At 71.7% G+C, this 25,324-nt stretch carries 30 protein-coding genes; 21 read left to right on the top strand and 9 right to left on the bottom strand.

Annotation, left to right across the window (positions count from 1 at the left end):
* The first annotated feature begins 239 nt into the window (after positions 1 to 239).
* Genes ACTIFU_RS03130 through ACTIFU_RS03120 form a run of 3 tightly spaced genes read left to right on the top strand, consistent with a single transcriptional unit; the run spans position 240 to position 1,733 of the window.
* Positions 240 to 860 (top strand): DUF1285 domain-containing protein, encoded by a 621-nt coding sequence (locus tag ACTIFU_RS03130; protein ID WP_439576828.1) that lies wholly within the window; start codon positions 240 to 242, stop codon positions 858 to 860.
* Positions 857 to 1,453 (top strand): CoA pyrophosphatase, encoded by a 597-nt coding sequence (locus ACTIFU_RS03125; RefSeq protein WP_439576827.1) that lies wholly within the window; start codon positions 857 to 859, stop codon positions 1,451 to 1,453. Before ACTIFU_RS03130 ends, ACTIFU_RS03125 begins: the two co-directional genes overlap by 4 nt.
* A 1-nt stretch (position 1,454) precedes the next feature.
* Positions 1,455 to 1,733, top strand: a complete 279-nt coding sequence (locus tag ACTIFU_RS03120) for a DUF6111 family protein (RefSeq protein WP_439576826.1) — start codon at positions 1,455 to 1,457, stop codon at positions 1,731 to 1,733.
* Between the two features lie 11 nt (positions 1,734 to 1,744).
* Here ACTIFU_RS03120 and ACTIFU_RS03115 read toward each other — a convergent pair whose 3' ends face one another.
* Positions 1,745 to 2,719 carry a DUF3500 domain-containing protein gene (locus ACTIFU_RS03115; protein WP_439576825.1) on the bottom strand — a complete coding sequence of 325 codons (975 nt, stop codon included), beginning with the start codon at positions 2,717 to 2,719 and terminating at the stop codon, positions 1,745 to 1,747.
* A gap of 68 nt (positions 2,720 to 2,787) precedes the next feature.
* On the opposite strand from ACTIFU_RS03115, the gene ACTIFU_RS03110 reads away from it, so the two are divergent.
* On the top strand, positions 2,788 to 3,984 hold the full coding sequence (locus tag ACTIFU_RS03110) for a CCA tRNA nucleotidyltransferase (protein WP_439576824.1): 1,197 nt from the start codon (positions 2,788 to 2,790) through the stop codon (positions 3,982 to 3,984).
* Here the strand turns inward: ACTIFU_RS03110 and ACTIFU_RS03105 are convergent.
* Complete coding sequence (locus ACTIFU_RS03105; protein WP_439576823.1) at positions 3,941 to 4,294, bottom strand: thiol-disulfide oxidoreductase DCC family protein; 354 nt, start codon at positions 4,292 to 4,294, stop codon at positions 3,941 to 3,943. The two genes, ACTIFU_RS03110 and ACTIFU_RS03105, sit on opposite strands and share 44 nt — an antisense overlap.
* A gap of 100 nt (positions 4,295 to 4,394) precedes the next feature.
* Here ACTIFU_RS03105 and ACTIFU_RS03100 point away from each other — a divergent pair, with 100 nt between their 5' ends.
* The 6 genes from ACTIFU_RS03100 (at position 4,395) to ACTIFU_RS03075 (ending at position 10,074) form a co-directional block, all read left to right on the top strand.
* Positions 4,395 to 4,964 carry a demethoxyubiquinone hydroxylase family protein gene (locus ACTIFU_RS03100; RefSeq protein ID WP_439576822.1) on the top strand — a complete coding sequence of 190 codons (570 nt, stop codon included), beginning with the start codon at positions 4,395 to 4,397 and terminating at the stop codon, positions 4,962 to 4,964.
* Between the two features lie 4 nt (positions 4,965 to 4,968).
* On the top strand, positions 4,969 to 5,460 hold the full coding sequence (locus ACTIFU_RS03095; RefSeq protein WP_439576821.1) for a TspO/MBR family protein: 492 nt from the start codon (positions 4,969 to 4,971) through the stop codon (positions 5,458 to 5,460).
* Between the two features lie 76 nt (positions 5,461 to 5,536).
* Positions 5,537 to 6,520: a sialic acid TRAP transporter substrate-binding protein SiaP gene (locus tag ACTIFU_RS03090; RefSeq protein WP_439576820.1), complete on the top strand. Its 984-nt coding sequence runs from the start codon at positions 5,537 to 5,539 to the stop codon at positions 6,518 to 6,520.
* Positions 6,517 to 6,990: a TRAP transporter small permease gene (locus tag ACTIFU_RS03085; RefSeq protein WP_439576819.1), complete on the top strand. Its 474-nt coding sequence runs from the start codon at positions 6,517 to 6,519 to the stop codon at positions 6,988 to 6,990. The genes ACTIFU_RS03090 and ACTIFU_RS03085 overlap by 4 nt, the downstream gene beginning before the upstream one ends.
* A complete protein-coding gene (locus ACTIFU_RS03080) occupies positions 6,987 to 8,270 on the top strand; it encodes a TRAP transporter large permease (RefSeq protein WP_439576818.1) in 1,284 nt (427 codons plus the stop codon). The genes ACTIFU_RS03085 and ACTIFU_RS03080 overlap by 4 nt, the downstream gene beginning before the upstream one ends.
* Before the next feature lie 25 nt (positions 8,271 to 8,295).
* The gene (locus ACTIFU_RS03075) at positions 8,296 to 10,074 is read left to right on the top strand and encodes an ABC transporter ATP-binding protein (RefSeq protein WP_439576817.1); all 1,779 of its coding nucleotides are present in this window, start codon (positions 8,296 to 8,298) and stop codon (positions 10,072 to 10,074) included.
* Here ACTIFU_RS03075 and ACTIFU_RS03070 read toward each other — a convergent pair.
* Positions 10,046 to 10,714 (bottom strand): tyrosine-protein phosphatase, encoded by a 669-nt coding sequence (locus ACTIFU_RS03070; protein WP_439576816.1) that lies wholly within the window; start codon positions 10,712 to 10,714, stop codon positions 10,046 to 10,048. The two genes, ACTIFU_RS03075 and ACTIFU_RS03070, sit on opposite strands and share 29 nt — an antisense overlap.
* Positions 10,715 to 10,827: 113 nt before the next feature.
* On the opposite strand from ACTIFU_RS03070, the gene ACTIFU_RS03065 reads away from it, so the two are divergent.
* Genes ACTIFU_RS03065 through ACTIFU_RS03055 form a run of 3 tightly spaced genes read left to right on the top strand, consistent with a single transcriptional unit; the run spans position 10,828 to position 13,669 of the window.
* Entirely contained in the window at positions 10,828 to 11,448 is a 621-nt protein-coding gene (locus ACTIFU_RS03065) for a glutathione S-transferase family protein (protein ID WP_439576815.1), read from the top strand.
* Complete coding sequence (locus ACTIFU_RS03060; protein WP_439576814.1) at positions 11,382 to 12,836, top strand: YcjX family protein; 1,455 nt, start codon at positions 11,382 to 11,384, stop codon at positions 12,834 to 12,836. The genes ACTIFU_RS03065 and ACTIFU_RS03060 overlap by 67 nt, the downstream gene beginning before the upstream one ends.
* Entirely contained in the window at positions 12,833 to 13,669 is an 837-nt protein-coding gene (locus ACTIFU_RS03055) for a DUF697 domain-containing protein (protein ID WP_439576813.1), read from the top strand. Before ACTIFU_RS03060 ends, ACTIFU_RS03055 begins: the two co-directional genes overlap by 4 nt.
* Before the next feature lie 32 nt (positions 13,670 to 13,701).
* Here ACTIFU_RS03055 and ACTIFU_RS03050 read toward each other — a convergent pair whose 3' ends face one another.
* Positions 13,702 to 13,953 (bottom strand): hypothetical protein, encoded by a 252-nt coding sequence (locus tag ACTIFU_RS03050; protein ID WP_439576812.1) that lies wholly within the window; start codon positions 13,951 to 13,953, stop codon positions 13,702 to 13,704.
* A 402-nt stretch (positions 13,954 to 14,355) separates the two neighbouring features.
* Between ACTIFU_RS03050 and ACTIFU_RS03045 the strand changes: the two genes are divergently transcribed.
* A complete protein-coding gene (locus ACTIFU_RS03045) occupies positions 14,356 to 14,541 on the top strand; it encodes a hypothetical protein (RefSeq protein ID WP_439576811.1) in 186 nt (61 codons plus the stop codon).
* Between the two features lie 113 nt (positions 14,542 to 14,654).
* The gene (locus ACTIFU_RS03040; protein ID WP_439576810.1) at positions 14,655 to 15,452 is read left to right on the top strand and encodes a DUF6065 family protein; all 798 of its coding nucleotides are present in this window, start codon (positions 14,655 to 14,657) and stop codon (positions 15,450 to 15,452) included.
* A 416-nt stretch (positions 15,453 to 15,868) separates the two neighbouring features.
* Here the strand turns inward: ACTIFU_RS03040 and ACTIFU_RS03035 are convergent, their stop codons facing one another.
* Complete coding sequence (locus ACTIFU_RS03035; RefSeq protein WP_439576809.1) at positions 15,869 to 16,792, bottom strand: LysR family transcriptional regulator; 924 nt, start codon at positions 16,790 to 16,792, stop codon at positions 15,869 to 15,871.
* Positions 16,793 to 16,832: 40 nt separating this feature from the next.
* Between ACTIFU_RS03035 and ACTIFU_RS03030 the strand changes: the two genes are divergently transcribed.
* From ACTIFU_RS03030 to ACTIFU_RS03020, 3 genes are read left to right on the top strand one after another with little or no spacing between them, the layout of a single operon-like run.
* Positions 16,833 to 17,948, top strand: a complete 1,116-nt coding sequence (locus ACTIFU_RS03030; RefSeq protein WP_439576829.1) for a Bug family tripartite tricarboxylate transporter substrate binding protein — start codon at positions 16,833 to 16,835, stop codon at positions 17,946 to 17,948.
* 11 nt (positions 17,949 to 17,959) lie between these two features.
* Positions 17,960 to 18,805: a class I SAM-dependent methyltransferase gene (locus tag ACTIFU_RS03025; protein ID WP_439576808.1), complete on the top strand. Its 846-nt coding sequence runs from the start codon at positions 17,960 to 17,962 to the stop codon at positions 18,803 to 18,805.
* A 54-nt stretch (positions 18,806 to 18,859) separates the two neighbouring features.
* A complete protein-coding gene (locus ACTIFU_RS03020) occupies positions 18,860 to 19,300 on the top strand; it encodes a methyltransferase domain-containing protein (RefSeq protein ID WP_439576807.1) in 441 nt (146 codons plus the stop codon).
* A gap of 101 nt (positions 19,301 to 19,401) precedes the next feature.
* On the opposite strand, the gene ACTIFU_RS03015 is transcribed toward ACTIFU_RS03020, so the two are convergent.
* Entirely contained in the window at positions 19,402 to 20,205 is an 804-nt protein-coding gene (locus ACTIFU_RS03015; protein ID WP_439576806.1) for a class I SAM-dependent methyltransferase, read from the bottom strand.
* A gap of 490 nt (positions 20,206 to 20,695) precedes the next feature.
* Between ACTIFU_RS03015 and ACTIFU_RS03010 the strand changes: the two genes are divergently transcribed.
* A complete protein-coding gene (locus ACTIFU_RS03010) occupies positions 20,696 to 21,502 on the top strand; it encodes a Bug family tripartite tricarboxylate transporter substrate binding protein (protein WP_439576805.1) in 807 nt (268 codons plus the stop codon).
* Here ACTIFU_RS03010 and ACTIFU_RS03005 read toward each other — a convergent pair.
* On the bottom strand, positions 21,436 to 21,996 hold the full coding sequence (locus ACTIFU_RS03005; protein ID WP_439576804.1) for a hypothetical protein: 561 nt from the start codon (positions 21,994 to 21,996) through the stop codon (positions 21,436 to 21,438). The genes ACTIFU_RS03010 and ACTIFU_RS03005 overlap by 67 nt on opposite strands.
* A 78-nt stretch (positions 21,997 to 22,074) precedes the next feature.
* Between ACTIFU_RS03005 and ACTIFU_RS03000 the strand changes: the two genes are divergently transcribed.
* Positions 22,075 to 22,596, top strand: coding sequence for an SAM-dependent methyltransferase (locus tag ACTIFU_RS03000; protein ID WP_439576803.1), 522 nt, complete (start codon positions 22,075 to 22,077; stop codon positions 22,594 to 22,596).
* Here ACTIFU_RS03000 and ACTIFU_RS02995 read toward each other — a convergent pair.
* Both ACTIFU_RS02995 and ACTIFU_RS02990 read right to left on the bottom strand, forming a co-directional pair.
* A complete protein-coding gene (locus tag ACTIFU_RS02995; RefSeq protein ID WP_439576802.1) occupies positions 22,527 to 23,264 on the bottom strand; it encodes an aspartate/glutamate racemase family protein in 738 nt (245 codons plus the stop codon). The two genes, ACTIFU_RS03000 and ACTIFU_RS02995, sit on opposite strands and share 70 nt — an antisense overlap.
* Positions 23,261 to 23,923: a CYTH domain-containing protein gene (locus ACTIFU_RS02990; protein WP_439576801.1), complete on the bottom strand. Its 663-nt coding sequence runs from the start codon at positions 23,921 to 23,923 to the stop codon at positions 23,261 to 23,263. The genes ACTIFU_RS02995 and ACTIFU_RS02990 overlap by 4 nt, the downstream gene beginning before the upstream one ends.
* 116 nt (positions 23,924 to 24,039) lie before the next feature.
* Between ACTIFU_RS02990 and ACTIFU_RS02985 the strand changes: the two genes are divergently transcribed.
* Entirely contained in the window at positions 24,040 to 25,197 is a 1,158-nt protein-coding gene (locus tag ACTIFU_RS02985; RefSeq protein WP_439576800.1) for a M20/M25/M40 family metallo-hydrolase, read from the top strand.
* The last annotated feature ends 127 nt before the right edge of the window (positions 25,198 to 25,324 follow it).

The following is a 25,324-nucleotide window of genomic DNA, read 5'->3' as shown; positions in this document are numbered from 1 at the left end:
CGCGCACGCGTGCGATCCGGTTCGTCAGGCTTTCGACCTCCGCCACAAGGTCGCCCGCCTCGGCGACAGTGCTCCCGGCGAACAGGGTCGTGTCGGCCACGCTGATCTCCTTCCGCATCTACACGGCGAGGTGGGATGGTACCTATATGTGCGCATGTCGGAGAACCGGAGCCCGGAGGGTCACGCGGACGTGACGCCGGAGAACAAGGAGGCTGTGCCGGAGACGGCGCGGAGAGTGGGTGGCGGCATCTGACCGCATGGCAGCGCGCGGCAGGACGGCGCATCGCGAGCGCGGCGAGTCCGCGCCGATCCCGGGCCTGGCGCTCACGCCCCCCGTGCAACGGCCGCCACGCACGCCCGTGTTCTGCGGCGACATCGCGATCCGGATCGCGCGTGACGGCTCGTGGCACTACCAGGGCAGCCCGATCCGGCGAAAGGAGCTCGTGTGCCTGTTCGCCTCGGTGCTGACGCGCGAGCAGGATGGCTCGTACTGGCTGATCACCCCGGCGGAGCGTGGGCGCATCGAGGTCGAGGACGCGCCGTTCCTCGCGGTCGAACTGTTCGTCTCGACCTGCCGCGGGCAGCAGATCCTGTCGTTCCGCACCAATGTCGACGAGGTGGTCGAGGCCGGGCGCGAGCACCCGGTCCGGATCGCGCGCGATATCGTGACCTGCCTGCCCACGCCCTATGTGGCCGTACGCCCCGGCCGCGGCACGCTGCCGATCGAGGCGCGGATCGACCGCTCGGTCTACTACGAGCTGGTGGCGCTGGCCGTACCCGAGACGGTGCACGGCGAGGCCGTGCTCGGGGTGTGGTCGGGCGAGAGCTTCTTCCCGCTCGGCCAGGCCGACGAGGCGTGAGCGGGGCGGCGCGCGGGCTGAGCGCGCCCGATCTGGCCGCGGTGCTGCGGGGCACGGACCGGCTGCGCCGGACCGGCGAGGCGGTCGAGGACGACGCAGCGGCCACGCGCGCGGCCGTGCTGGTGCCCATCGTGCTGCACCCGGCGCCGAGCATCGTGCTGACGCTGCGCACCGTGCATCTGGCCCGGCATCCGGGCCAGGTGAGTTTCCCAGGCGGCCGGATCGAGGCCACCGACGCCTCGGCGGAGGCGGCCGCGCTGCGCGAGGCGGAGGAGGAAATCGGGCTCGATCCGGCTGCCGTCGAGATCATCGGACGGCTGCCGCTATACGTCACCGGCACCGGCTTCCGCGTGACACCCGTGGTGGGTCTGCTCGCGCCCCCGGTTGCGCCGCGGCCCGATCCGCGCGAAGTGGCGGAGGTGTTCGAGCTGCCGCTCGCCGCCCTCACAGGTCCGCCAGGGCCGTATGAGGAGGAGGCGGTGTTCCGCGGCCGGCTGCGACGCTATTGGGTGGTGCCGCACGAGCGGCATCGGATCTGGGGTGCGACCGCGGCGATGCTGGTCGCGCTCGGGGGCCTGCTCCGGGAGGGCTGACATGCGCGGCATCGTGCAGGGGATCCTGCTGTTCCTGATTCCCTTCGCGCTCTACTTCGCCTGGTTGTTCTTGATGCGCCGCGCCGGCCCCGACGGCGAGGGCGATCGCGTGATCGCCTGGCGGGACGCGCCGTGGCTGGTGCTGACGGTGGCCGGCGTGATCGTGCTCGCGGTCGGGCTGCTGTGGTTCGCCGAGCAGCGCTCGATGCAGCCGGGCGAGCGCTACGTGCCCGCGCGGCTCGAGGACGGGCGCGTCACGGACAGCGACAGGCGCCCGTAAGGGGCTAGGGGCTACAGCGCGGCGCCGAAATCGGAGGCGAAGCCGCGCCAGACGCTGTGGATGTGACGGGCACCGTCGCGGCTGTTGTCGTGCTCGATCAGGAACGCGTGGCCCTGCACCGCCCAGTAGTGGAACCGGTCGGGCACCGTCGCACCGCGCCACTGGAAGGTGAGCGAGGCCGGATCGGCGGCGGCGAGCCAGGTGCGCTCGGCGGCGGCGAGGGCGGGCGGCATCATGCCGAGATACTCGTGGATCGCGCGCGTCAACCGCTCGCGCGACTCGGCCGGCAGTTCGGACCACGCCACGCCCTCGCGCGGCAGCGGCTCGACGGTGACGGCGTTCCGCGTGCGGGTGTCACGCGGTGTGTGCTCGGCGACGATCGCGCGCTCGCGCAAAGCGGCGGGCAGCGCCAGCAGGGCTGCGCGCGCCTCGTCCTCCTCCGCTGCCATCGCGCGGAGCCTCGCGCGCTCGCCCGCTTCGACGCGGGTCGGATGCGCGCCGAGGAAGATCGGCCCGGCAGCGATGCGATCGCCGTGCACGGCGTAGTTCAACGACAGGTGGTGGCCCTCGATGCCCCAGCCCCAGTGCCCCTCGCCCGGTGTGCCGTAGACGCTGACGAAATAGGCCCCCGGGTCGCCCCGGCGCAGCTCGTGCTGGAGGCTGATGATCGCATGGGCCTTCGCTGCCCCCGGCCCGGTGGTGCTCGCCTCCAGCAGCGCGTGGGCGGCGCGGCGCAGCGGGGCCGACATCTCGCCGATCGGCACGCCCTCGCGGTTCGGGCGGAAGCGCGACGGGAACCAGTGCCAGTCGGTGCGCCGCGGATCGTCCCAGGCAAGGCGGGCGCGCGGATCATCGGCGGCTTCGCGCAGATAGGCGGAGGCGGCGTCGGTGATGGCGGCGGCGTCGGAGGCGGCACGCACCGCGCGCGGCATGGAAGCGGCCAGCGCGGCGAGGGTGATGAGGCGGCGTCGGGGCAGGGCGGTCATCGCACTCCTCCTCGGTGTCGGGCCAGACGCTAGCGGCCGGACTTGCCCGCAGTGATAAAAGGACCGCGATGGACCCGCCCGCCTTCCGCCTCGCGCGCCTGCCCGTGCTCGACGACCTGGCGTTCCGGCGCGTGCACGCGGCGCTGCCCGAGGCCCGGCTGGTCGGCGGCTGCGTGCGCGACGCGGTCGTGGGTGTGCCGAACGCGGATCTCGACCTCGCCACGCCGCGCGTTCCGGAGGATGTGATGGCCGCGCTGCGCGCCGCCGGCATCGTGGCGGTGCCGACCGGGCTCGCGCACGGCACCGTCACCGCGGTGGTGGATGGCCGTCCGGTCGAGATCACCACGCTGCGCCGCGATGTCTCGACCGACGGCCGGCACGCCACCATCGCCTTCACCACCGATTGGCGCGAGGACGCGGCGCGGCGCGACTTCACCATCAACGCGATGAGCATGGACGCCGAGGGCCGCGTCTGGGACTGGTTCGGCGGCCGCGAGGATCTCGCCCGCGGCGTGGTGCGCTTCGTCGGCGACCCCGCCACCCGGCTGGCCGAGGACTATCTGCGCGCGCTCAGGTTCTTCCGCTTCCACGCCCGGTACGGCCGCGGCGCGCCGGACGCGGCGGCGCTGGCGGCGATCCGCGCCGCCGTGCCGGGGCTGGCGATCCTCTCGGTCGAGCGGGTGTGGTCGGAGCTGAAGCGCATCCTCGTCGCGCCCGATCCGCGCGATGCCGTGCGGCTGATGGCGGAGACGGGCGTGCTTGCCGCGGTGCTGCCGGAGGCGGTGGCGCGCGGCAGGCTGGACGCGCTCGTGGCGGCCGGTGCGCCCGCCGATCCGCTGCTGCGTCTCGCCACGCTCTGCCCGGGCGCGGATGTCGAGCGCCTCGCCGCGCGGCTGAAGCTCTCGGGCGCGGAGGCGGCCACACTCGCCGGCCTCGCCGAGCCCGCCCCCGAGGGCGACGAGCGGGCCTGGCGCGCGGCCCTCGCATCGCGCGGGCCAGAGGCGCTGACGGGGGCGACCTGGCTCGCCGAAGCCGAGGGCCGGCCGGGCGATTGGGGGGCGCTGCGCGCCTGGATCGCGGCGACGCCGCGTCCGGTGTTCCCCCTGCGCGGCGCCGACGTGCTGGCCGAGGGCGTGGCGCCGGGGCCGCGCGTCGGCGCGATCCTGGGGGCGCTCGAACGCCGCTGGACGGAGGCGGGCTGTCGCGACGATGCGGAAACGGTCAGGCGCTGGCTGCGCGAGACGGTCGCCGCCACAGACGCCTGATCGCGAGGAAGCCCCGATAGGCCGACTCGGCCAGGGGCGCGACCAGCGGATGCCCGACCAGCCGGCCGAGCCACCGGAACCCCGGCATCGCGCCCCAGATCACGGCGAAGGCGCGCGCGCCGGCGACCAGCCGCCCGTCGGGCAGGCGCACATGCATCCGCCCGAGCGCCGCCTCGCGCGTCAGCCCCGGCCCCGGCGCCGCGTCGGCAACCGAGACATCCACCCAGGCGATCGCCTCGCCGCCCGGGCGGTCGCGCCAGAACGCGACCTCGCGCGCGCAGAGCGGGCAGGTGCCATCGTAGTAGGCCAAGGGGCGGTCCTGTGTCTCCGCGGGCATGAGCGGCAGGTGGCGACCCGCGCGCCGGCCGCAAGGGGTTGGCATTCGCCCGCCCGCCGGCCATCTGACGCGCATGGACGCTGCCACGCTCGACCGCCCGGCCCCGCCGCGCACCGATCGCGCTTCCCTGTCGCCCTGGCTGGTGGCGGAGTTGCGCTCCGATCACGCGGGCGAGACCGGCGCGGTGATGATCTACCGCGGCATCCTCGCCGTCAGCCGCGACCCGGCGGTGCGCGACTTCGCCGCACGCCACAAGGCGACCGAGCAGGGCCATCTCGATCTGCTGGACGATCTGCTGCCGCCCGCCGACCGGTCGCGGCTGCTGCCGATCTGGCGCCTCGCCGGCTGGCTCACCGGCGCGGCTCCGGCGCTGTTCGGCCCGCGCGCCGTGTTCGCCACCATCGACGCGGTGGAGAGCTTCGTCGATCGCCACTACCAGGCGCAGATCGACCGGCTGGACGCCGAGCGCATCCTGCCCGAGATCCGCGCCCTGCTCGAGCATTGCCGGCTCGAGGAGGTGCATCACCGCGACGAGGCGCGCGAGGCGGGCGAGGGTCAGCGCTACTCCGCAGCACTCCGGCTCTGGGGCCGGATCGTCGGCGCCGGGTCGGCGGCGGCCGTCGCCGCGGCGAAACGGATCTGACGCCATGGCGGGCGAGCTCGCGATCCTCGGCGCCTTCCTGCTCGCCTGTTTCGCCGCCGCGACGACGGGGGCGGTCTTCCGCCCCGGCCCCTGGTACGACCGGCTCGACAAGCCGTCCTGGACGCCGCCCGACTGGCTGTTCCCGGTCGCCTGGACGCTGCTCTACATCGCGATCGGCGTGGCACCCTGGCTGGTGTGGCGCGAGGCCGGCTTCACCGGCGCGGCCCTGCCGCTCGCGGTCTGGGCGGTGCAACTGGTGCTCAACGCCGCCTGGTCGTGGCTGTTCTTCGGGATCCGCCGCATGGACCTCGCCTTCGCCGAGGTCGTGGCACTCTGGCTCTCGATCGCGCTGATGATCGCGCTGTTCCTGCCGATCAGCACGCTCGCCGGGCTGATCCTGCTGCCCTATCTCGTCTGGGTGAGCTTCGCCGCCGTGCTCAATCTCGCGGTCTGGCAGCGCAACAAGGACGCCGTCGGCCGCCGCGAGCCCGCCTGATCGCCTCGTTGACGCTGCGCGCGGCCAGGCTAGGCTCGGCCATCGCCACGATGGCGCAACAGACGAGGAAACGCCGATGACCAGGATCACGCGCCGCGCCGTGCTCGGCGCTTCCGCCACGCTTGCCATGCCGATCACGCTGCGCGCCCAGCCGCGCGCGATCCGCTGGGGCGAATTGCTGCCGGCGACCCATCCGCAGGTGCTGATGGTCGACCGCATCGCGCGCGAGCTCCGCGAGAAGAGCGGCGGACGGCTGGAGATCCAGTCCTTCCCGGGCGGGCAGCTCGGCTCCGGGCGCGACATGATGGAGGCGGTCTCGACCGGCGCGCTGCAGTTCACCACCGACGGCGCCGGCGCGCTCGCTGCCTTCCTGCCGCCCCTCTCGGTGATCGAGGCGCCCTATCTCTGGCGCGATGCCGCGCACATGGCGAAGGTCGCGGCGACGCCGATCTTCGCGCGGCTGAACGACCAGCTCGTCGCGCGCCGCGGCATGCGCATGATCGGCATCACCTATTACGGCAAGCGCCACCTCACCTCGTCGGCCGCGAAGCCGGTGCGCAGCGTCGGCGACATGGCCGGGTTCCGCCTGCGCGTGCCGCCGGTGGACGTGTTCCGCGCCATGGTCGAGGCCTGGGGCGGGCGGCCCACGCCGATCGCCTTCCCCGAGCTCTACCTCGCGCTCGCGCAGGGCGCGGTGGACGGGCAGGAGAACCCGCTGCCGACGATCCACTCGGCGAAGCTGTTCGAGGTGCAGAAGCATCTCGTGCTGACCGGCCACATCATCACCCCGCGCATGCCGATCGTGAACGAGGCCTTCTGGCGCTCGCTCGCGACCCCCGACCGCGACGTGCTGGAAGCGGCGATCGCCTCGGCCGCGCAGTGGCAGGATGCCGAGCTCGCGCGCCAGGAGGGCGAGCTGGTCGCGACGCTGAAGGCGGCGAACATGGAGGTGATCGAGGTCGACGTCGCAGCGTTCCGCGCGCCCGTGCTGGCCAAGGTGCCGGCGCAGTTCGCCGATCGCTGGGGCCAGGGGACGTTCGACACGCTCGCCGCTCTTTGATCGCGCGTCTCGGCGCGGTGGCGGGGCAGATCCTCGCCGCCGCGGCCGCTTCCCTGCTGCTGGCGCTGCTGATCACGGTGCTGCTCGGCGTCGGCGCGCGCGCCTTTGCCCATCCGCTCGCCTGGACCGAGGAGGCTGCACAGCACCTGCTGGTCTGGACCGGCTTCGTCGGCCTGGTTATCGCCGCGCGCAACCGATCGCATATCCGCATCGAGGCGGTGCTGACGCTGCTGCCCGGCTCCGTGCGCACGGGGCTGACGGTGCTGCTGCACGCGCTCGTCATCGCCTTCGCCGTGCTGCTGTTGCGCGAGGCGCCGGCGCTGATCGCGCGCAACTGGGATGTCGAGTGGGTGAGCCTGCCGCTCCCGTCCGCGCTGCTCTACATCCCGGTGCCGATCGCCGCGGCTGGGCTGATCCTGACCTCGCTCGCCGAGATCGCGTCGGCTCTGCGGCGGGAGCGCGCGCCGTGACCGAGACGATGCTGGTCGTGCTCGGGCTCTGGCTCGCCTCGCTGTTCCTCGGCCTGCCGCTGTTCGCGGGCCTGGGCCTCGCCTCCTTCGGCTTCGTCTGGCAGGCGGGGATCCCGCTCGGCATCGTGCCGCAGAGGATGGCACAGGCGGCGAACTCCTTTCCGCTGCTCGCCGCCCCGCTGTTCATCCTGATGGGCAATGTGATGAACGCCTCGGGCGTCACCGAGCGGATCTTCGGCTTCGCCACCGCCGTGGTGGGCTCGCTGCGCGGCGGGCTCTGCCACGCCAACATCGTCGCCAGCGTGCTGTTCGCCGGCATGTCGGGCTCGGCGGTGGCGGATGCGGGCGGCATCGGCACGATCGAGATCAAGGCGATGCGCGATGCCGGCTATGACGACGAGACCGCGGCTTCGGTCACGGCCGCCTCGGCGACGATCGGGCCGATCATTCCGCCGTCGTTGCCGATGGTGATCTATGCGGTCAGCGCGGATGTGTCGATCGGCGCGCTCTTTCTCGCCGGCGTGATCCCCGGCCTGCTGATGGCCGGCGCGCTGATGGCGCTGGTGGTGATCGTCGCCCGCCGCAGCGGTCTGCCGCGCGCGCCGTTTCCAGGCATCGCGCTGCTCCTGCGCGCCTTCGCCGAGGCGTTCCTGTCGCTGCTGACGCCGGTGATCCTGTTTGGCGGGCTGGTCAGCGGGCTGTTCACGCCGACCGAGGCGGCGGCCGTCGCGGCCGGCTACGCGCTGCTGCTGGGGCTCGTGATCTACCGTTCCCTGCCGGTCGCGCATCTGCCGCGCCTGCTCGCCGAGACGGTCGAAACCACCGGCGTGGTGCTGGCGCTGCTGATGACCGCGACCGCGCTCGCCTGGTGCCTGTCGCTCTCGCGCATCCCACAGATGCTGGGGCCGATGATCGTCGCCACCGTCGGCGATCCGCTGCTGTTCCTGCTGGCGGTGAACGTCGTGCTGCTGCTGGTGGGGATGGTGATGGAGGCGATCGCAGCGATGCTGGTGCTGGTGCCGATCCTGGTGCCGGCGGCGGCAGGGTTCGGCATCGACCCGATGCATTTCGGCCTGATCTTCGTGCTGAACCTGATGATCGGCACCATCACCCCGCCCGTCGGCATCGTGCTGTTCGTCACCGCGCGCGTGGCCGGCCTGCCGTTCGACCGGCTGGCGCGCGCGATCCTGCCCTGGCTCGCGCCGCTGGTCCTGGTGCTGCTGGCGGTGACGCTCCACGCGCCGCTCGCGACCTGGCTGCCCCGGCTGGTGCTGGGGTAGGGCGTGCGCGTGCTATGAGGCGCGCATGACCCGCCCGCCCGAACCCGCGCTCGGCCTGCTTGGCCGCCGCCTCTGGCGCGACCACGCGCGCGGCGAGTCCCGCCGCCTGCTTGCCGTGTTCGCGCTGATGGCGGTCGTGTCCGGCGCTACGGGGCTCTACCCCGTGGTGATCGACTGGGCCTACCGGCTGTTCGAGGCGCGGGACGCCCGCGTGATCTGGCTCGTGCCGCTGGTCGCGATCCTGGTCGTCTGCGCCAAGGCCGCGGCGCAGTACGCGCAGGTGGTGTTGATGCAGCGCGTGGTGCTCGGCATCGTGCTGTCGCTCCAGCGCGCGATGTTCGACCGTCTGCTCGCCGCCGACCTCGCACGGCTGCAAGCCGAACCGACGGGCCGCTTCGTCTCCCGCTTCACCAACGACGTCGCGGTGATCCGCGAGAGCCTCGCGCGCGCGGTCGCCGGTGTGGTCGATGCGCTGACCGTGCTCGCCCTGGTCGCGGCGATGCTCTGGCTCGACTGGGTGCTGACGGTCTTCGCGCTGCTGGTCGTGCCGATCGCGGTCGTGCCCATCAACGCGATCGGCACGCGCATGCGCCGCGCCTCCAAGGCCCAGCAGGAGCAGGCGGGCGAGGTCGTCTCGCTGCTGACCGAGAGCCTCGCCGGCGCGCGCATGGTGCGCGCCTATCAGCTCGAGCACTACGAGCGCGAGCGCGCGGGACGGGCGTTCCGCACCTGGTTCGAGCAGCTGATGCGCGTGGTGCGGGGGCGCGCGCGCGTCGATCCGGTGCTGGAGGCGATGGGCGGGGTGGCGGTCGCCGGGGTGATCGCGTTTGCCGGCTGGCGCATCGCCTCGGGCGCGGCCTCGGCCGGTCAGTTCACCGGCTTCGTCGCCGCTCTCCTGATCGCGGCGCGGCCGATGCGCGCGCTCGGCACGCTGTCAGTCGCCTTGCAGGAGGGTGCGGCGGCGGTGTCGCGCTGCCTCGCGCTGATCGACGAGACCCCGCGCATCGCCGACGCGCCGGATGCGGTGCCGCTCGAAGCCGGGCCGGGGCGGATCGTGTTCGACCGCGTCTCGTTCCGCTATGGCGATGACGGGCCGGCGCTGCACGAGGTGTCGCTCGACATCGCGCCCGGAACGACCGTCGCGATCGTCGGCGCTTCGGGCGCTGGCAAGACCACACTGGTCAATCTCATCCCGCGTTTCGCCGACCCGACCGACGGCCGCGTGCTGATCGACGGGCAGGATCTGCGCGCCGTCACGCTCGCCTCGCTCAGGCGCGCGATCGCGCTGGTCAGCCAGGAGGTGGTGCTGTTCGACGACGAGGTGCGGGCGAACATCGCCTTCGGCCGGCTCGACGCCACGGACGCCGAGATCGAGGCGGCCGCGCGCGCAGCCGAGGCGCACGCCTTCATCGCCGCGCTGCCGGAGGGCTACGCGACGCGCGTCGGCGATCGTGGCCTGCGCCTCTCCGGCGGGCAGCGCCAGCGCATCGCGCTGGCCCGCGCGCTCCTGCGCGCGCCCCGCATCCTGCTGCTCGACGAGGCGACCAGCGCGCTCGACGCTGAGACTGAGGCGCGCGTGCAGGCGGCCCTGGAACGGCTGCGCGCCGGGCGCACCACGGTGGTGATCGCGCATCGGCTCTCCACCGTGCGCGCGGCGGATCGGATCGTCGTGCTGGAGGCGGGCCACGTGGTCGAGGACGGGCCGCACGAGGCGCTGCTCGCGCGCGGCGGCCCCTATGCGCGGCTGGTCGCGGCCCAGGCCTTCGAGCCCGAGCCTATTCCCGCCGCAGCAGACGGTCGGTGATGAAGGTGCCGATGCGCCCGGCGTGGAAGTCTTCGCGCAGCGCCTGCTCGTCATAGGGGCCGCGCACCCAGTCGAGGAAGCCGATCCCGCTCTCGGCCTGCGCAGCGGCGTAACGGTCGAGGAACGCATCCAGGATGCCGGTCCTGCCGGCCGCGACATGGCCGTACCGCCAGGAGAGCTGCCGTTGCGCTTCCGCGATGGGCCGGCCGCGCAGCAGCAGGTAGATCGCCGAAACGAGCCCCGCCCGGTCCGCACCAGACTTGCAGTGGATCAGCGCTGGATACGCGATCGTTTCGAACAGCCCGGCGAGGCGCAGGATGCGCTCCTTGTGCGGCGCGCCCCGGCTCTCGAACGGCGCGTCGATCATCGTCAGGCCGAGGCGCGCGCAGGTCTCGCGCGCGAGCACGTCCGAGCCGCAGTCGCGCCGGCCGCGCAGGTTCAGCACTGTGCGGATGCCGCGCCGGGCCTCGAGCGCAAGATGGAACGGCAGCGGCTGGTTGGAGCGATACAGACGCCCCGCCTCCACCACGCCGCGATTGCGCCAGGCGAGGCGCAGCACCGCGTGGTCGACGAACAGCGCGTCGGCCCAGGCCCGCAGCCGGCCCGAGGGCGTGTCGAGGGTGAATGAGGAGACGGTCACGGCGGAGAGATGGCCGGGAGGCAGGGCCGGCGCAAGCCGCCGCCCCGATGACGCCCGGCCGGCGGCGGGGTAGGATCGGCCATCGACGCGCAACCTCCCGAGGACAGAGACACATGCCCGGCCCCGTGAAGATCTACGGCATTCCCCGTTCGCGCGCGTTCCGCTGCCTGATGGCGGCCGAGGAAGCAAGAGTGGAGTACGAACTCGTCCCCACCGACTTCACCGAGGGCGCGAAGTCGGCCGCCTTCCGCGCCATCAACCCGAACGCCAAGATCCCCGCGCTGGTGGACGGCGACACCGTGCTGTTCGAGAGCCTGGCGATCAATCTCTACCTGCTGCGCAAGTACGGCGATCTCTGGCCGCGCACGATCGAGGACGAGGGGCGGGTGTTCCAGTGGACGCTCTGGACCGCGACCGAGATCGAGCCCGTGCAGATGCAGTGGGCCTACAACACCTTCGTCCGCCCAGCCGACCAGCGCGACCCGGCGCTCGCTGCCGCCGGCGCGGAGAAGCTGAAGGCGGCCCTCGTCGTGCTCGAGACCTGCCTCGCCGGCCGCGACCATCTGCTCGGCGCCGCCTATTCGGTCGCCGATCTCCAGCTCTCCTGCGTGCTCTACACGGCCTGGTTCAACGGCTTCGACCTCGCGCCGTTCCCGCAGGTGAAGGCATGGCTCGACCGCTGCCTGAACCGGCCGGCGGCGCTGCGCGCGCGCAACATGCGCGAGGCGGCCTGATCGCGGTTCCCGACCCGATCGCCGAGGCGCGGGCCGCCGCCGGCGCGCTGCGCCGCCTGCTGCTCGGTGCGCCGGAGGAGACGGTGCGCCTGGCCGTCACGGGGCTGTCGCGTGCCGGCAAGACGGTGTTCGTCACCGCGCTGGCGGCGAACCTGATGGCGGCACCGCGCGATCCGCGCCGGATGGCCGGGCTGCCCGCCGCCGCCGAGGGACGGGTGGTGGCGGTGGCGGAGGCCGGGCTGACGGTTGCGGATGCGCCGCTGTTTCCGCTCGCCCCCGCCCTTGCGGCCCTGTCGGGCGAGGCGCGCTGGCCCGAGCCGACCACGCGGCTGACCAAGCTCGCGCTGGCGCTGGAGGTGATGACGCCGTCTCCGGGCTGGCTCGGCCGGCAGCTCGGCCCCTCGCGGCGCACGGTGCGGCTGGAGGTGGTGGATTACCCGGGCGAGTGGCTGCTCGACCTGCCGCTCCTCGGGCGCAGCTTCGAGGCGTGGTCGGCCGCGGAACTGGCCCGTGCCGAGGGGGTGCCGCGGGCCGACCGCGCCGTTGCGTGGCGGGCGGCGCTCGCCGCGCTCGACCCGCAGGCGCCTGCCGAGCATGCCGTGCTCGCGCGGCTGGCCGAGGCCTATACCGGCTATCTGCGGCGCTGCCGCGATGAGGCGGGGCTCGCTCTGCTGACGCCGGGGCGGTTCCTCAACCCCGATGCCTGGGCGGGGATGCCGTTCCTGCTGTTCTGTCCGCTGCCCGTGCCGGCGGGCGGATCGGCGCGCGCGGGCAGCCTGTGGGCCACCATGCGCGCGCATTACGACGAGTATCTCCGCCGCACCCGCGCCGAATTCCTCGCCCCGCATATGGCGCGGTTCGACGCCCAGATCGTTCTGGTGGACCTGTTCCGCGCCCTGGCCTCGGGGGCCGCGAGCTTCGCCGACACGCGCACGGCGCTGGCCGAGATCGCCGCGGCGCTGCGCCCCGAGGGAGGCTGGCTCGCGCGGCTCGTGCTGGCGCGCGATCCGCCGCGCCCGGTCTATGCCGCGACCAAGGCGGACTACGTGCCGGAGAGCCAGCGCGGCCAGCTCGCCGCGTTGCTGCGGCACCTGGTCGGCGGCAACGGCACGACCCTGGCGGTCGCCGCCGCCGCCTGCACGCGCGACGTCACGATCGAGGAGCGCGGCCGCACCGTGGAGGCGGTCGAGGGGCTGGTCGCGGGCGGCGGGCGCGAGGCGTTCTGGTTCGCCGGCGGCATCCCGGTGGAGACGCCTCCGGCGGCATGGTTCGACCGGCGCTACGCGGTGCCCGTGTTCGCCCCGCCGGCGATCGATCCCGACCGGGGCCTGCGCCACCTGAACCTCGACCGCGCGCTGGCCGCGGCGCTGCCGCAGGTGTTCGCGTGAGCGGCGAGACCCCCGGGGCGCGCCGCCGCGCCCTCGAGGCCGAGCCGGCGCGCCTCGCCGACGAGCTGGAGGCGCTGCCGGAGCCGCCGGCGCCGGAGCCCCCGCGCCGGCGCGGGACCCTGATCGCGGTCGCGGTGCTGGCCGGGGCCGGGCTGCTGGCGCTCGATCTCTGGGCCTTCGTCGAGGCGCGCTTCGCGGCTTCCGCCGCACAGGGCTGGATCGCGGCGACGCTGGTCGCTGCCCTTGCGCTCGTGCTCGTGCTGCTGCTGTTGCGCGAGATGCGCGGGCTGCGCCGGCTTGCGCGCGTGGAGGCGGTGCGGGGCGACCCTGACCGCGCGGCCGAGGTGATGGAGCGCGACCCGCGGCTGGCGCGGCCGATCGCGCTCTGGCGCGGCGTGGCGCGCGGCGTGAACGATCCGGACCGGAGGGCGGCGCTGTTCGCGCGGCACGTGCTTGCCCCGCTCGACGCGCAGGCCGATGCGGCGATCCGGCGCGCCTGCCTGCGCATGGCGGGCGGCGTGTTCGTGCTGCCCTCGGCGCTGCTCGACACGCTCTGGTTCGCGGTGCAGGGCCTGGGCCTCATCCGCCGGATCGCCGCGATCTACGGGCTTGCGCCCGGCGCAGCCGCGACCTGGCGGCTCGCGCGGCGCGTCCTGGGCGAGGCGGGGGCGATCGGCGCGGCGGACGCGGTGGCAGGCGCCGCGGCGCGTGCGGTCGGCGCGATTCCAGGCCTCGCGGATGCCGGGGTCGCCGGGGTGGCGGCGCAGCGCATCGCGCGGATCGGGGCGCTGGCGAAGCGGGCATGCCGGCCGATCGGGGAAAGCGAGCGGTAGCCGCGGATCGCTGCCGCCGCGCCGCGCGGCGCCTAGTGCAGGGCATCGTCCACGAGGCGCACCCGCGCAGGGGTGGTGGTGATGCGGCGCTGACCCTCCGGCGCGGCGCAGTGTCGATTCATCTCGTGGACCGCAGCCATGAGGTCGAACACCGCATGCTGGAGCTTGCTGGCGACGAGTTCGCCTTCGGCATTGTCAGGGGCGCACCTTGCGGCCTCGCGCGAAAGATACTCCGCATACCAAGCGGCGAAGCGCTGCGCCGCAGCCAGCACCTCGATCAGCACGGGGTCGCCCGAGATGGCGACAGTTTCTTCACCAGCGTTACGCATGAATCATCCCGTCCGCGCCGACAGTGCTCGGCGTGGTATTGTGCGGAGGCAACCGTGATAGAAGAGTGCCGGAATAAACCAGGGGATCGCGCGTGAGATCGTCGTCAGCCTCCGTGATTTGTTGGCCCGACCGACCTCGCGACGGCCACGCAGCAATGACGGCTCGCGTGGGTTGTAGGACTGATCTCTTGCAACCGGCAAAAGTTCCTGTTACGTTCGCCTTCATCCGGCGGGAAGGACTGCCTCGCCGCCTTGCTCACTCCCGATCCACGCGCGTGCTCAGGTGCTCATCGTCGTCGGCGTGGATTGGAACAAAGCAAGAACATGCAGTCTGAGAGACGACCGAAGGAGATCTTCATGACCAACACCCTCAACGCCTCTCCCACGCTGGATGCCGGCAAGGTCCGCCTCGGTGGCGTGGCCCCGGCGCTGAAGCCGGTCGCCGACACCGGCGCGGTGCGGCTCGGTGGCGTGGCGCCGGCGCTGAAGCCGGTCGCCGATACCGGCGCGGTCCGCCTCGGCGGCGTGGCCCCGGCGCTCTGATCCCTCAACCGGCGTCGCACCTGCCGCGTGTGGGTGCGACGCCTCTTCCCCTCCTGGTTGTCAGCATGTTTTCCTAGAGATCGAACCGCGCGACCCCACGAGGAGGGATCTCAATGACGGATGCGCCCGACTGTCCCATCCTCACCTTCCACCGCCTGATCGAACAGGCCCGCCCGCCCATGCGCGCAGACCGCTCCGCGATCGGCACCCTGCCGACCCGCGCTTTCCGCTACTGCGAGGCCGTCACCACCGCCACTGCCTTCGGCTGGTACGTCTTCCCGCCGATCGGCCTGACGCTGATGTGGGATGGCAACCAAGTGTTCTGGACCTATGACGGCGCCGAGCACGACGGATGGATCCCTCTGAACGGCAGTGCCCAGTTCCCCTATTTCGCGCAGGCCTTCGACATGGCGGCGCCGGAGGGCATCAAGGGCTTCTCACCGCCCTTTCTCTCCGCTCTCCGCGAGCCGGGCGTGGTGCAGATCTGGTCCGGCCTGATCGCGCGCACGGCCCCCGGTTGGGGCCTGCTGGTGCGCGGCCCACCCAACCTGCCGCGCGGCCATTACGAGCTCTACGAGGGCATCATCGAGACCGACCGCTGGTTCGGTCCGTTGTTCAGCAACATCCGCCTCACCAAGACCGACGTGCTGGTCCGGCTCGAGCCGGACTACCCGATCTTCCAGGCTGTGCCGCTGCCACGCAGCCTCTACAGCGACGAGACCATGCAGTCCGTGGCGGTGACGACGCGCATTGCCGACCTGACCGAGGATGACTGGGCCGACTACGAGGATACGGTGGTAAGGCCGAATGTCGATCCGAATCGGCCGCGCGGCGCCTACGCCACACGCGCGCGCAAGCGCCGCAAGGGCGAGGCGCCGCACGCCATCATGACCAGCGCCGAGGAGGAGTAGCGTTCCTCCCCCGTCGGAGCCCGTTCGCTCAGACCGGGATGTCGTCGTCCAGGTCCCCGCGGCCCTTTCGGCTCCAGCCACCGCTCTGCCACCCGCCGCCGCCCCTCAGCAGCGCAGGACCAGCACTATGCGTCGGTCTACCTTCTCGGCGCCCCCTGGTCGCGCGACGGCAAGGGAACCGCCCGGGCCCTGCGGCGCTGAGGGGTCGCTGCCGCGCGGCACCCATCGGCGTGTGATCGTGTTCTTCTGGCCGACCCTGGCCTCGTCGGCGAACCAACCCTCTGTCGCCTCAGAGCAAGGCGCGTCGAGGCCACGCCGTCGAACGCGAGGTCGTCGAAGGACGGGCTCTCGGGCTGTGCACCCCGCGCCCGATGATTCTGCTGACATCCAAAGCAGGCTGACAGCGGCACCCAAGGCTACGAGAAATCCTTCGCCGCCTTCCGAACCGCGCCGATGAACTGTTTCACCACGGCAGAGGGATCTCCGGGCCGCGAGGCCAGGCTGAGCAACGCCCGTGGGCAGTCCGCTCCCGCCAGCGATCGGTACACCACACCGTCGATGATCAGCCGCTGCAGCGAGGCCGGAACGCATGAGATCCCCAATCCCGCCGAGACCAGGCTCAGCGTCGAGGCAATGCGGGGCGCCTGCTGCGTGGAGGCAGCGAGGTTGCCGACCCGCGGATTGAAGCCCGCCGCATGGCACGCCGCAATCGTCGCGTCATACATTCCGGTCCCCGGCGGCCCGTAGAGTATGAACGTCTCGCCGGCCAGGCTTCTCAGAGATATCGCTGAATCGGCTTGCCCTTGTGCGAGAGGATGCCTGCTCGGCAGCGCCACCACCATCGCTTCCTCAAGCAGCGGAACCACGGCAAGTTCGCCCGGTGACGCCGGCGAGATGCGGATGAACGCCACGTCCAGGCGCTCATCCCGCAATCGCTCGATCGATTCGTTGCTGAGGCATTCCTCCAAGGTCAGCGCGACCATGGGGCAGGCATCGCGGAAGGCGCGGATCGCGCGTGGCACCAGCGGATGGAAAGGTGCCGTCGACGTCACGCCGACACAAAGCCGCCCCTGCTCGCCGCGTGCCGCACGCCGCGTCGTTTCCGCCAGGCGATCGAGATGCCCGAGCGTTGCCCGGGCCTCCTGCAGGAAGGCGCGGCCAGCATCGGTCATCTCCACCCCGCGAGCCTTTCGACGAAACAGCTGCACGTCGAGTTCCCGTTCGATCGCCTTGATCTGCTGGCTGAGCGGCGGCTGCTGCATGCCGAGCCGCTCGGCGGCCCTGGTGATGTGGCCTTCCTCGGCGACGGCAATGAAATAACGCAGGTGCCTCAGCTCCATCGTCATATTCTGTAGATATGGTTTTCCCGTCTTGCATATTATGGATCGTCAGGATGCGAGAGGCTATGGTTTGCTTGGAAGGACCTCTCGCACCGCGACCAGAGCAAATGGCTCCTGTGTGGGAGGACCTCCCGTCCCGGCGAATTGCGCCCGCGTTTCAGGAGGCCTTCCGATGCTTTTTCCTCGCCGTCAGCTTCTGCTGTCATCTCTCGCCACCGGCGCCGCGGCTGCTGGCCTGTCGCGGCCGGCTCTGGCGCAGGCCTATCCAGCGCGGCAGGTGCGCGTCATCGTGCCCTTCGCGCCCGGCGGTCCGAATGACCTCGCCGCTCGGCTCATCGCGCAGAAACTGTCCGACCAGCTCGGCAAACCGTTCTACGTCGAGAACATCGGCGGAGCCGGCGGCAACATCGGCATGGGTCAGGCCGCGCGGGCAGCACCGGATGGGCATACGCTCCTGGTGGCGGCCCCGAACTTCGTCACCAACCCGAGCCTCTTCGACCGCGTGCCCTATGATCCGGAGAAGGACTTCCAGCCCGTCACCATCGCCGTCACCGCGCCGACGGTGCTCACGGTGCATCCCTCGGTGCAGGCACAATCGGTGGCGGAGCTCGTCGGCCTGATCCGCGCCAATCCGGGCCAGCACAGCTACGCCTCACCGGGCGTTGGCACGCCGCCGCATCTCCTCGGCGAGCTGTTCCGCCTGTCTCTCCAACTCGACCTTGTGCATGCCCCCTTCGCCAGCGGTGGCCTTGCGATCGGATCGGCCGTCGGCGGACATACGCCGATCTCCTTCGGAGCGCTGCCCCCGGCCGTGCCGCATGTGAGGGACGGTCGGCTCCGCGCCATCGCGATCACCAGCGGGCAGCGCGCGGATGCGCTGCCGGGCGTGCCGACGATGGCCGAAGCGGGCCACCCCGACATCGCCGCGGACATCTGGACCGCGGTACTGGTCCCGACCGGCACGCCGGGCGAGATCATCGAACTGCTCCATCGCGAAATCGTCACGCTTCTTGCCTTGCCGGATGTGAAGGCACGGCTGACCTCCCTCGGCTATGGGGCCCTCGCTGCAACCCCGGCGGCAAGCGCCGCCCAGATGCGGAGCGAGACGGTGAAATGGGCCGCCCTCATCCGCGCTGCGGGCATCCGGGCGCAGTGATGGCAGACGCCATGGCGACGGATCAGGGGCGCAAGGTCGCGGCGCACTGGTCCCGCCTGGCGGTCACCTACGAAGGCGCGCTCCGCTCCCTTGCATCGCGCGGTATCGCGCCGGAGCAGGCCGGCGCCAATGATCTGCACGCGGTGGACATGATCCACATGGGCGGGCTTGCCGCGACCGATGCGCTGGCCGCGATGGCCGGCATCACCGCCGGCGGTCGCGTGCTCGACATCGGCAGCGGCGTGGGCGGCCCGGCGCGCGCCATCGCGAGCCGGTTCGGCGCCGTCGTCTGCGGCATCGAACTGAGCGAGGCACTGCACGATACCGCGACGCGGCTGACCGCCCTGGTCGGCCTGACGGGGCAGGTCCGGCTCGTGCATGGCAGCGCGCTCGCGCTGCCGTTCGACGACGGCAGCTTCGACGTAGCGGTGATGCAGCACGTCGCGATGCAGATCACCGAGAAGGACCGGCTGTTTGCCGAGGCGGCACGCGTGGTGAAGCCCGGTGGATGCCTTGCCTTGCATGAGCTCTTCGCCGGCGAGGGGGAGCTGCATTACCCGCTGCCTTGGGCAACGGAGCCCGGCATGTCGGCGCTGGACTTGCTGCCGACGTGCATCGAGCGCCTTTCCGGGCTCGGCTTCGAGGTCGGAGAGTTCGTCGACCAGAGCGAAGAGGGGCGCCGCTTCCACCTCGCCAGTATCGCCACCTACGATCAGGCACTCGCTGCGAAGAAGGGCGCGTTGGGCCTTACCAGGGATGCCACCGAAGCTCGACGCGCCGCATCCGTGGCGATGGAGCGGAACCTTGGCTCCGGATCAATCAAGGTCGGCATGATCGTCGCACGGAAACGCACGTGACGCACCCGACCGGGAGGCATGGTGAAAACCGAACGAGCGATGGAGAGCGCAGTCATGTCCGACAAGGTAGCCAGCCACTACGCCGACGACGGCGATCTCGTGAGCAGGATCGCCGACAGCCTGCCCTTCGCCGACGCCGCCTTCGACGCCGCGATGACCATCCATGTGGCGATGAACATCGCAACCAAGGACCGGATGTACGCGGAGGCAAAGCGCGTGCTGAAGCTCAGCGGTCGCTTCGCGGTCTACGACGTGCTGCAGGGCGAGGGCGGTGAGGTCCTGTTCCCTGTGCCCTGGGCGCGCGAGCCGTCGATCAGCCATCTTGCCACCCCGGACGATATGGAAGTGCTGCTTGCAGGCGCCGGCTTTCGCATCCTGGACGTGAACGACTCCACTGAGGAGAGCCAGCAGTGGTTCGAGGCTATGTCCGCCCGCATCGCTCAGACGGCGCCGCCGTCACGTTCCAGACGTTCCTCGGCGAAGATTCTCCGATGATGGCCCGCAACCAGGTGAGCAACCTGCGGGATCGGCGGATCCGAACGGTGACCTACATCTGCGAGGCGTAGCGTGAAGCGCGGCCGACTGCGCCGGGACGCTCAATCCGGCGCGATGCCGTGCACCGCCCAAGCCGTCGCGGCGTAGGAGCGGCGCCCGTCCGGCTCGCCATCAAGATAGGCGCGCCGAAGCCCGTCCCGCAGCCGGTCGCGAGATGCCGGATCAAGCGCGGTCACGTAATCGGCCGACGGACCCTGCCCGCCGTCATAAGGGCTCCAGAAATCGTCGAAATCGGCATAGTCCATGCGGACCGTCAGCGCCGCCTCGCGCACCTCGCGGAAGCCCGCTGCCTGCCAGGCCGCCGTGAGTTCGCCAGGGCGTGTCATGGGCCGGGTGCAGTGCTTGGCGCGCAGCGCATCCGCCGACGGATCAAGCGCAGCCGCCGTGTCGACGAAGATCCGGTGCGACACAACGCCCCCCCGCGCGTCCCAGACTGCGGCGGCGGCAACGGCGCCGGGCCGAGCCACCCGGCGCATTTCCGCCACGGCAGCCGGCGCGCGGGGCACGAAATGCAGCATCAGCAGCGACAGCACGGCGTCGAAGCTGGCGTTTGGAAAGCGCACCGCGCAGGCGTCGCCCACCTCGAAGGTGACGCGCGGATCGTCGGTCCGGCCCTTGGCATGGGCAACATAGGCCGGAGCGATGTCCAGCCCGAGGACATGGTCGAAGCCGGAGCGGCGCATCAGCGCCAGGGTGAGGCTGCCGGTGCCGCATCCGACATCAAGCACCCGTTTGCCGCCAGGCAGTTTGGCAAAGTCGAGGAACGGCTCCGCCAGACGCTGGCTCCAGCGGCCCATGTGATGTTCATAGGCATTGCCATCGGTGGCGGTGAAACTCGAGGACATCGGGAAACCCTCCGCTGGTTCAACCAGCCCACGCACGGTTCTGCCGACGGCATCCTCGCACGAAACGCGGGGGCGTTCGCCCGTCGTGATGAGGCCTTGCGGGGGTGCCATGGCGAACGCCGCCGGCCTCCAGCGCAGGAGACAAATTGTCATGTCTGACGGTCATCGCGCCTGCTAGAGTCATTTTGGCAGTTCGTTGGCTTTCCCACCGACAATGGGTGGGGCGTCGCCCAGTCGAACTGGTGCCCGAGCGGAACCAAGTATCGGCAGCCAACGGAGCAGTCAGATGACTGGATTTTCGTGCCCAACCAGCAGCCCATTCTCCCGCCGCACTGCGCTTGGCCTCTGCATCGCCGGAGTCACCGGCCATGCGGACACAGCCGGCGCCCAGTCCGCCGCGGCGGATTGGCCGACACGCGCGGTGCGCTACACGGAGGTGTTCGGGCCGGGCAGCCCGACCGACATCGCCTCCCGCACCTGGTGCGCGGCCATGGCCGAGGTGACGGGCCAGCAATTCTTGGTGGAGAACCGCGCGGGTGCCGGTGGTACGCTCGGCGCCGCCGCGATCGCCCGCTCCACGCCGGACGGCTACTCTGTCGGCTATGTCGGCATCGGCCAGTTGGCCATCGCGCCGACGCTCTACGCTCGACTGCCCTATGACCCGACGCGCGATTTCAGCTTCGTCTCAGGCCAGTGGCGCCAGCCCTTCCTCCTGGTCGTCAACAACGAACTGCCCGCGCGCTCGGTGGCCGACTTCATCGACCTGCTCAAGCGTGAGCCGGGGCGTCACACGTATGGGCATGGCGGTATCGGCGCCGCCGGACATTTGTCGGGCGAGATATTCAAGAGCCGCGCCGGCGTCGTGATGGAGCATGTCGGCTATCCCGGCCCGCAAGGGCAGATTGACCTCATCGCAGGGCGGATCTCGGCCCTGTTCGCCCCCTTCTCCGCCGTCATCGCTGGCGTGCGAGATGGTCGGATCCGCGCGCTCGCCGTGACCACGCTGGAGCGCAGCCCCGCCGCGCCGGAGGTGCCGGCGCTGTCCGAGACGCTGCCCGGCTTCGACCTCACCGTATGGGCGGTGGTGGCAGGGCCGGCCGGCCTGCCCGCGCCGTTGGTCGAGCGAATGCACCGCCTGTCGCGGCAGGCCCTGGAGCGGCCCGAGCTTGTGCAGCGGTTCCGCCAATCCGGGATCACGCCATGGCCGGCTGCGCCGGCCGAGATCACCGCCTACCGGGCCGAGCAGCAGGCGCTCCTGGCGCCGGTCATCCGCGCCTCAGGCGCACGGGTCGAGTAGCTCGCTCCACCACCAAGAGTGGGCCGAAATCCGGCCTCAGGGAACTCGCCGCTTCGTGACCTCCACGCCACCGTCGCTGCCGCCAGATCAAATGTCGCACCCGAAATGTTCCTGGCCTTCACGCGCACTGTGTTGTTGGTCCACGCCACGGCGTCGAATTCCACGAAGCGCGTCGACGACACCAGAGCCGCGGAGGCATGATCCCCCTGCTGTACCCCAGGCACCGTCACATCGATCAGCGCAGTGCCACTTGGGGCCAGGCTCGGCAGATCCCATGTCGTCTCCACCGCGAGGGTCCGCGTCCCCGCCGGCAGCGCCGGACAGCCGTAAAGGATGGCCGGCGCATCTTCCGGCAGGTCATAGAGCCGCAGCGCATCCAACTCGATCTGCCCGTCGAAGCCAATGATTCCGCTTCTTGCCTTGCCGGATGTGAAGGCACGGCTGACCTCCCTCGGTTGTGAGGCCCTCGCTGCAACCCCGGCGGCAAGCGCCACTCAGATGCGGAGCGAGACGGTGAAATGGGCCGCCCTCATCCGCGCTGCGGGCATCCGGGCGCAGTGATGGCAGACGCCATGGCGACGGATCAGGGGCGCAAGGTCGCGGCGCACTGGTCCCGCCTGGCGGTCACCTACGAAGGCGCGCTCCGCTCCCTTGCATCGCGCGGTATCGCGCCGGAGCAGGCCGGCGCCAATGATCTGCACGCGGTGGACATGATCCACATGGGCGGGCTTGCCGCGACCGATGCGCTGGCCGCGATGGCCGGCATCACCGCCGGCGGTCGCGTGCTCGACATCGGCAGCGGCGTGGGCGGCCCGGCGCGCGCCATCGCCGAGGCCCATGGATGCCGCGTGACAGGCATCGACCTCACGCCGGCCTTCTGCGATGCCGCCACGACGCTGAGCGGCTCGGTCGGGCTCGGCGACCGCGTCGCCTTTCACCAGGGTGTCAATCGGCTTGGAAACGGGACCCCGGATCAGCGCGGAATAGGGACCCCCATGGGCGAGACAGGTCAATCATCACTCATTCAGCCGCGCAGCAGTGCCGCGAGCGTATCGGCGAGCCCTACGCTCGCGCGGCCAGACGGCGCGGCGTAGCTGCCGGTTCCCGGCTTCTTCAGGCCAAGCGCAACCAGCGCCTCGGCGAAGCGAACCGCCGCGGCGATCCCGTCCACCAGCGGCACCGGCACCTCGGCCTGGATGCGCGCGCCCATCCCCGCGAGCGCTGCACCGCCGAGGATCACCGCGTCGGCCCCCTCGCGCGCGAGGCCGCGCGCCGCCTCGGCCACCTTCGCCGCGACCGCCCCAGGATCCGATGCCGCGTCGTAGGGACTCGCCGCAACCACCGCCACCCCCGCGAGCCGCGCGGTCAGACCGTAGGACGCGATCAGCTCGCGGTAGAGTTCGGTCGAGGAGAAGGTCGTCAGTCCGAACCGTCCGCCCAGCATACAGGCGGTCAGGCACGCAGCTTCCGTCATGCCGAGCACGGGGATTGGCAGGAGCTGGCGCGCCGCCGCGAGCGCGGTGTCGTAGGACACGGCCAGCACCGCGGCATCGCAACCCACGTGATGCGCAGCGAGACAGTCGAGAATCCCGTGCGCGGCGATCGCGTTCTCGGCGCGCGAGGAGATGATCGCCGGACCAAAGCGTGGCGTCGCCGGAACGATCTCGGTGCCGGGCGAGGCGGCGGCGCGCGCCGAGGCGGCGCAGATCTCCGTCACCGCCGCGGTGGTGTTGGCGTTGGCAAGCAGGATGCGTAGGCTCACGCTGCGCCCCGCCGCCGCGAAGCCTCGTAGCGGCTGCGTTTCGACCGCGCGGTCCGCGGCGGCACGCCCGCACGCGCCAGCAGGCCGGATAGCCAGGCCGCCGTACTCCGCGCCGCGCTCGACGCGACCTCGAGCTCCACCTCGTGGTGCTCGGCGCCGTCGGGCATCAGCGATCGGTCGAGCGCCAACGTCGCCTTCGTGCCGCAGGGCAGCGCGATCTCGACATGCGTGCGCTCGTTGCGGAACCCGCCGGTGGGGCGCACGGGCTTGCCGTCGGCGGCCTCAGAGATCCGGCGCGCCAGCGCCAGCGCGACCTGGGCCGGCTCGGCGCGCCCGAACGCCGGGATCGGGTCGGCCGTGCCGGCGGCGAGATGCGCGGCGAGCGCCGGAGTGACCACACGCTCGGCCTCCTCGCGCGCGGTCAGCGCTCCGCGGCCTGCGAGCGGTGGCCCCTTGGCGGTCAGCAGCCAGGCGTCGTTCTCCTGACGCAGCCGGAAGGTCAGCCGCGCCGCGACCAGCCTGCCGTCGTCGGTGTCGAAGAAGATGTTGCGCTGGCGCAGCAGCCGGCGCTTCTGCGGCAGCAGCGCCTCGATCCGCGACCGTTCGGTCGCGTCCTTCAGCATCAGCTTGAACTCGCGCTCGATGCCGTCGCTCGCCATCGTGGCTCCCCGTTTGTCGAGGGTTACACCATTGCCGCCTGGCGAAGGCAAGCCGGTGGACAGGCAGGCCCGTCGGTGGAACCCTCGCCGACCCACGCACCGAGGAGACGGACCGGATGGACCCCAACGCCCTGCCCTTTGACGCCGAAGCGATCCTTGCGGGGCTCCGGACCTGGGTCGAGGTCGAGAGCCCGACCTACGACCCGGCCGCGGTGAATCGGATGATGGACGTGGCGAGCCGCGATCTCGCGCTGCTCGGCGCGCGGATTGAGCGGATCGCTGGACGCATGGGCTTCGGCGACTGCGTGCGCGCGCGATTTCCCCAACCCGCGCTCGGCGGTGGGGTCGACGGGCCCGGGATCCTGTTGATGAGCCATCTCGACACCGTGCATCCCATCGGCACCGGTGGTGCCTCGGGCCCGCTCGCCTTCCGCCGCGAGGGCGACAAGGCCTGGGGCCCCGGCATCTGCGACATGAAGGGCGGCGCGTATATCGCGATGGACGCCGTGCGCGCGATCCTCGCGGCGGGCGAGCGCACGAAGCTGCCGGTGACGGTGCTGCTCACCAGCGACGAGGAGGTGGGTTCGCCCTCGACGCGCGACCTGATCGAGGCGGAGGCGAGGCGGCACAAGGTGGTGCTCATCCCCGAGCCCGGGCGCTCGAACGGGGGCGTAGTCAGCGGGCGTTACGCGATCGCGCGCTTCGCGCTGGAATCGCGCGGCCGGCCGAGCCATGCCGGCGCGCGGCTGTCGGAGGGGCGGTCGGCGATCCGCGAAATGGCGAAGCAGATTCTCGCGATCGAGGCGATGACGAGCGAGGACTCAACCTGCTCGGTCGGTGTGATCCATGCCGGTCAATGGGTCAACTGCGTGCCGATGCTGTGCCAGGGCGAGAGCTTGAGCATGGCCAAGCGGCAGGCCGATCTCGATGCGCTGGTGGAGCGGATGCTGGCGCTGAAGCCCACCGATCCGGATGTCGGCTTCACGGTGCGGCGCACCTACACGCGCCCGGTGTGGGAGCCGGACGAGAAGGTGATCGCGCTGCATGCGCTGGCGGAACGGATCGCCAAGGGGGTCGGAATCGCGGCACTGCCGCATGAGAGCTCGGGCGGCGGGTCGGACGGGAACTTCACCGGGGCGATGGGGATTCCGACGCTGGACGGGCTGGGGGTGCAGGGTGCGGGGCCGCATACGCTGGATGAGCACGTGCTCGTTTCGTCGCTGGTGCCGCGGGCGAAGCTGCTGGCGGGGTTGCTGATGCAGATCGATGGCTAGCAGGAAGAAAAGCACTTGGGGGGGGCGCGGGGGGACCCCCCCACCCCCCCCCCCCCGCCCCCGCCCCCCGAGGGGGGGGGGGCGCGCCCCCCCCACCGGGGGCGGGCCCCCCGCGGGGGGGGCCGGG

Origin of the sequence: Elioraea sp. (genome assembly GCF_051860475.1) — a bacterium.
Taxonomy (GTDB): Bacteria; Pseudomonadota; Alphaproteobacteria; order Acetobacterales; family Acetobacteraceae; genus Elioraea.
The sequence above is the reverse complement of the archived record's forward strand: the minus strand, read 5'-3'. Positions and strand labels throughout refer to the sequence as shown.

Bases quoted from the DNA above. Each gene is read 5' to 3' on its own strand.
- ACTIFU_RS03025 (WP_439576808.1), top strand. From the start codon at position 17,960: ATGGCGACGGATCAGGGGCGCAAGGTCGCGGCGCACTGGTCCCGCCTG.
- ACTIFU_RS03015 (WP_439576806.1), bottom strand. From the start codon at position 20,205: ATGTCCTCGAGTTTCACCGCCACCGATGGCAATGCCTATGAACATCAC.
- ACTIFU_RS03110 (WP_439576824.1), top strand. From the start codon at position 2,788: ATGGACCCGCCCGCCTTCCGCCTCGCGCGCCTGCCCGTGCTCGACGAC.
- ACTIFU_RS03000 (WP_439576803.1), top strand. From the start codon at position 22,075: ATGGCGACGGATCAGGGGCGCAAGGTCGCGGCGCACTGGTCCCGCCTG.
- ACTIFU_RS03075 (WP_439576817.1), top strand. From the start codon at position 8,296: ATGACCCGCCCGCCCGAACCCGCGCTCGGCCTGCTTGGCCGCCGCCTC.
- ACTIFU_RS02985 (WP_439576800.1), top strand. From the start codon at position 24,040: ATGGACCCCAACGCCCTGCCCTTTGACGCCGAAGCGATCCTTGCGGGG.
- ACTIFU_RS03100 (WP_439576822.1), top strand. From the start codon at position 4,395: ATGGACGCTGCCACGCTCGACCGCCCGGCCCCGCCGCGCACCGATCGC.
- ACTIFU_RS03115 (WP_439576825.1), bottom strand. From the start codon at position 2,719: ATGACCGCCCTGCCCCGACGCCGCCTCATCACCCTCGCCGCGCTGGCC.
- ACTIFU_RS03120 (WP_439576826.1), top strand. From the start codon at position 1,455: ATGCGCGGCATCGTGCAGGGGATCCTGCTGTTCCTGATTCCCTTCGCG.
- ACTIFU_RS03040 (WP_439576810.1), top strand. From the start codon at position 14,655: ATGACGGATGCGCCCGACTGTCCCATCCTCACCTTCCACCGCCTGATC.
- ACTIFU_RS03010 (WP_439576805.1), top strand. From the start codon at position 20,696: ATGGCCGAGGTGACGGGCCAGCAATTCTTGGTGGAGAACCGCGCGGGT.
- ACTIFU_RS03065 (WP_439576815.1), top strand. From the start codon at position 10,828: ATGCCCGGCCCCGTGAAGATCTACGGCATTCCCCGTTCGCGCGCGTTC.
- ACTIFU_RS03060 (WP_439576814.1), top strand. From the start codon at position 11,382: ATGGCTCGACCGCTGCCTGAACCGGCCGGCGGCGCTGCGCGCGCGCAA.
- ACTIFU_RS03020 (WP_439576807.1), top strand. From the start codon at position 18,860: ATGTCCGACAAGGTAGCCAGCCACTACGCCGACGACGGCGATCTCGTG.
- ACTIFU_RS03030 (WP_439576829.1), top strand. From the start codon at position 16,833: ATGGATCGTCAGGATGCGAGAGGCTATGGTTTGCTTGGAAGGACCTCT.
- ACTIFU_RS03035 (WP_439576809.1), bottom strand. From the start codon at position 16,792: ATGGAGCTGAGGCACCTGCGTTATTTCATTGCCGTCGCCGAGGAAGGC.
- ACTIFU_RS03090 (WP_439576820.1), top strand. From the start codon at position 5,537: ATGACCAGGATCACGCGCCGCGCCGTGCTCGGCGCTTCCGCCACGCTT.
- ACTIFU_RS02990 (WP_439576801.1), bottom strand. From the start codon at position 23,923: ATGGCGAGCGACGGCATCGAGCGCGAGTTCAAGCTGATGCTGAAGGAC.
- ACTIFU_RS03045 (WP_439576811.1), top strand. From the start codon at position 14,356: ATGACCAACACCCTCAACGCCTCTCCCACGCTGGATGCCGGCAAGGTC.
- ACTIFU_RS03095 (WP_439576821.1), top strand. From the start codon at position 4,969: ATGGCGGGCGAGCTCGCGATCCTCGGCGCCTTCCTGCTCGCCTGTTTC.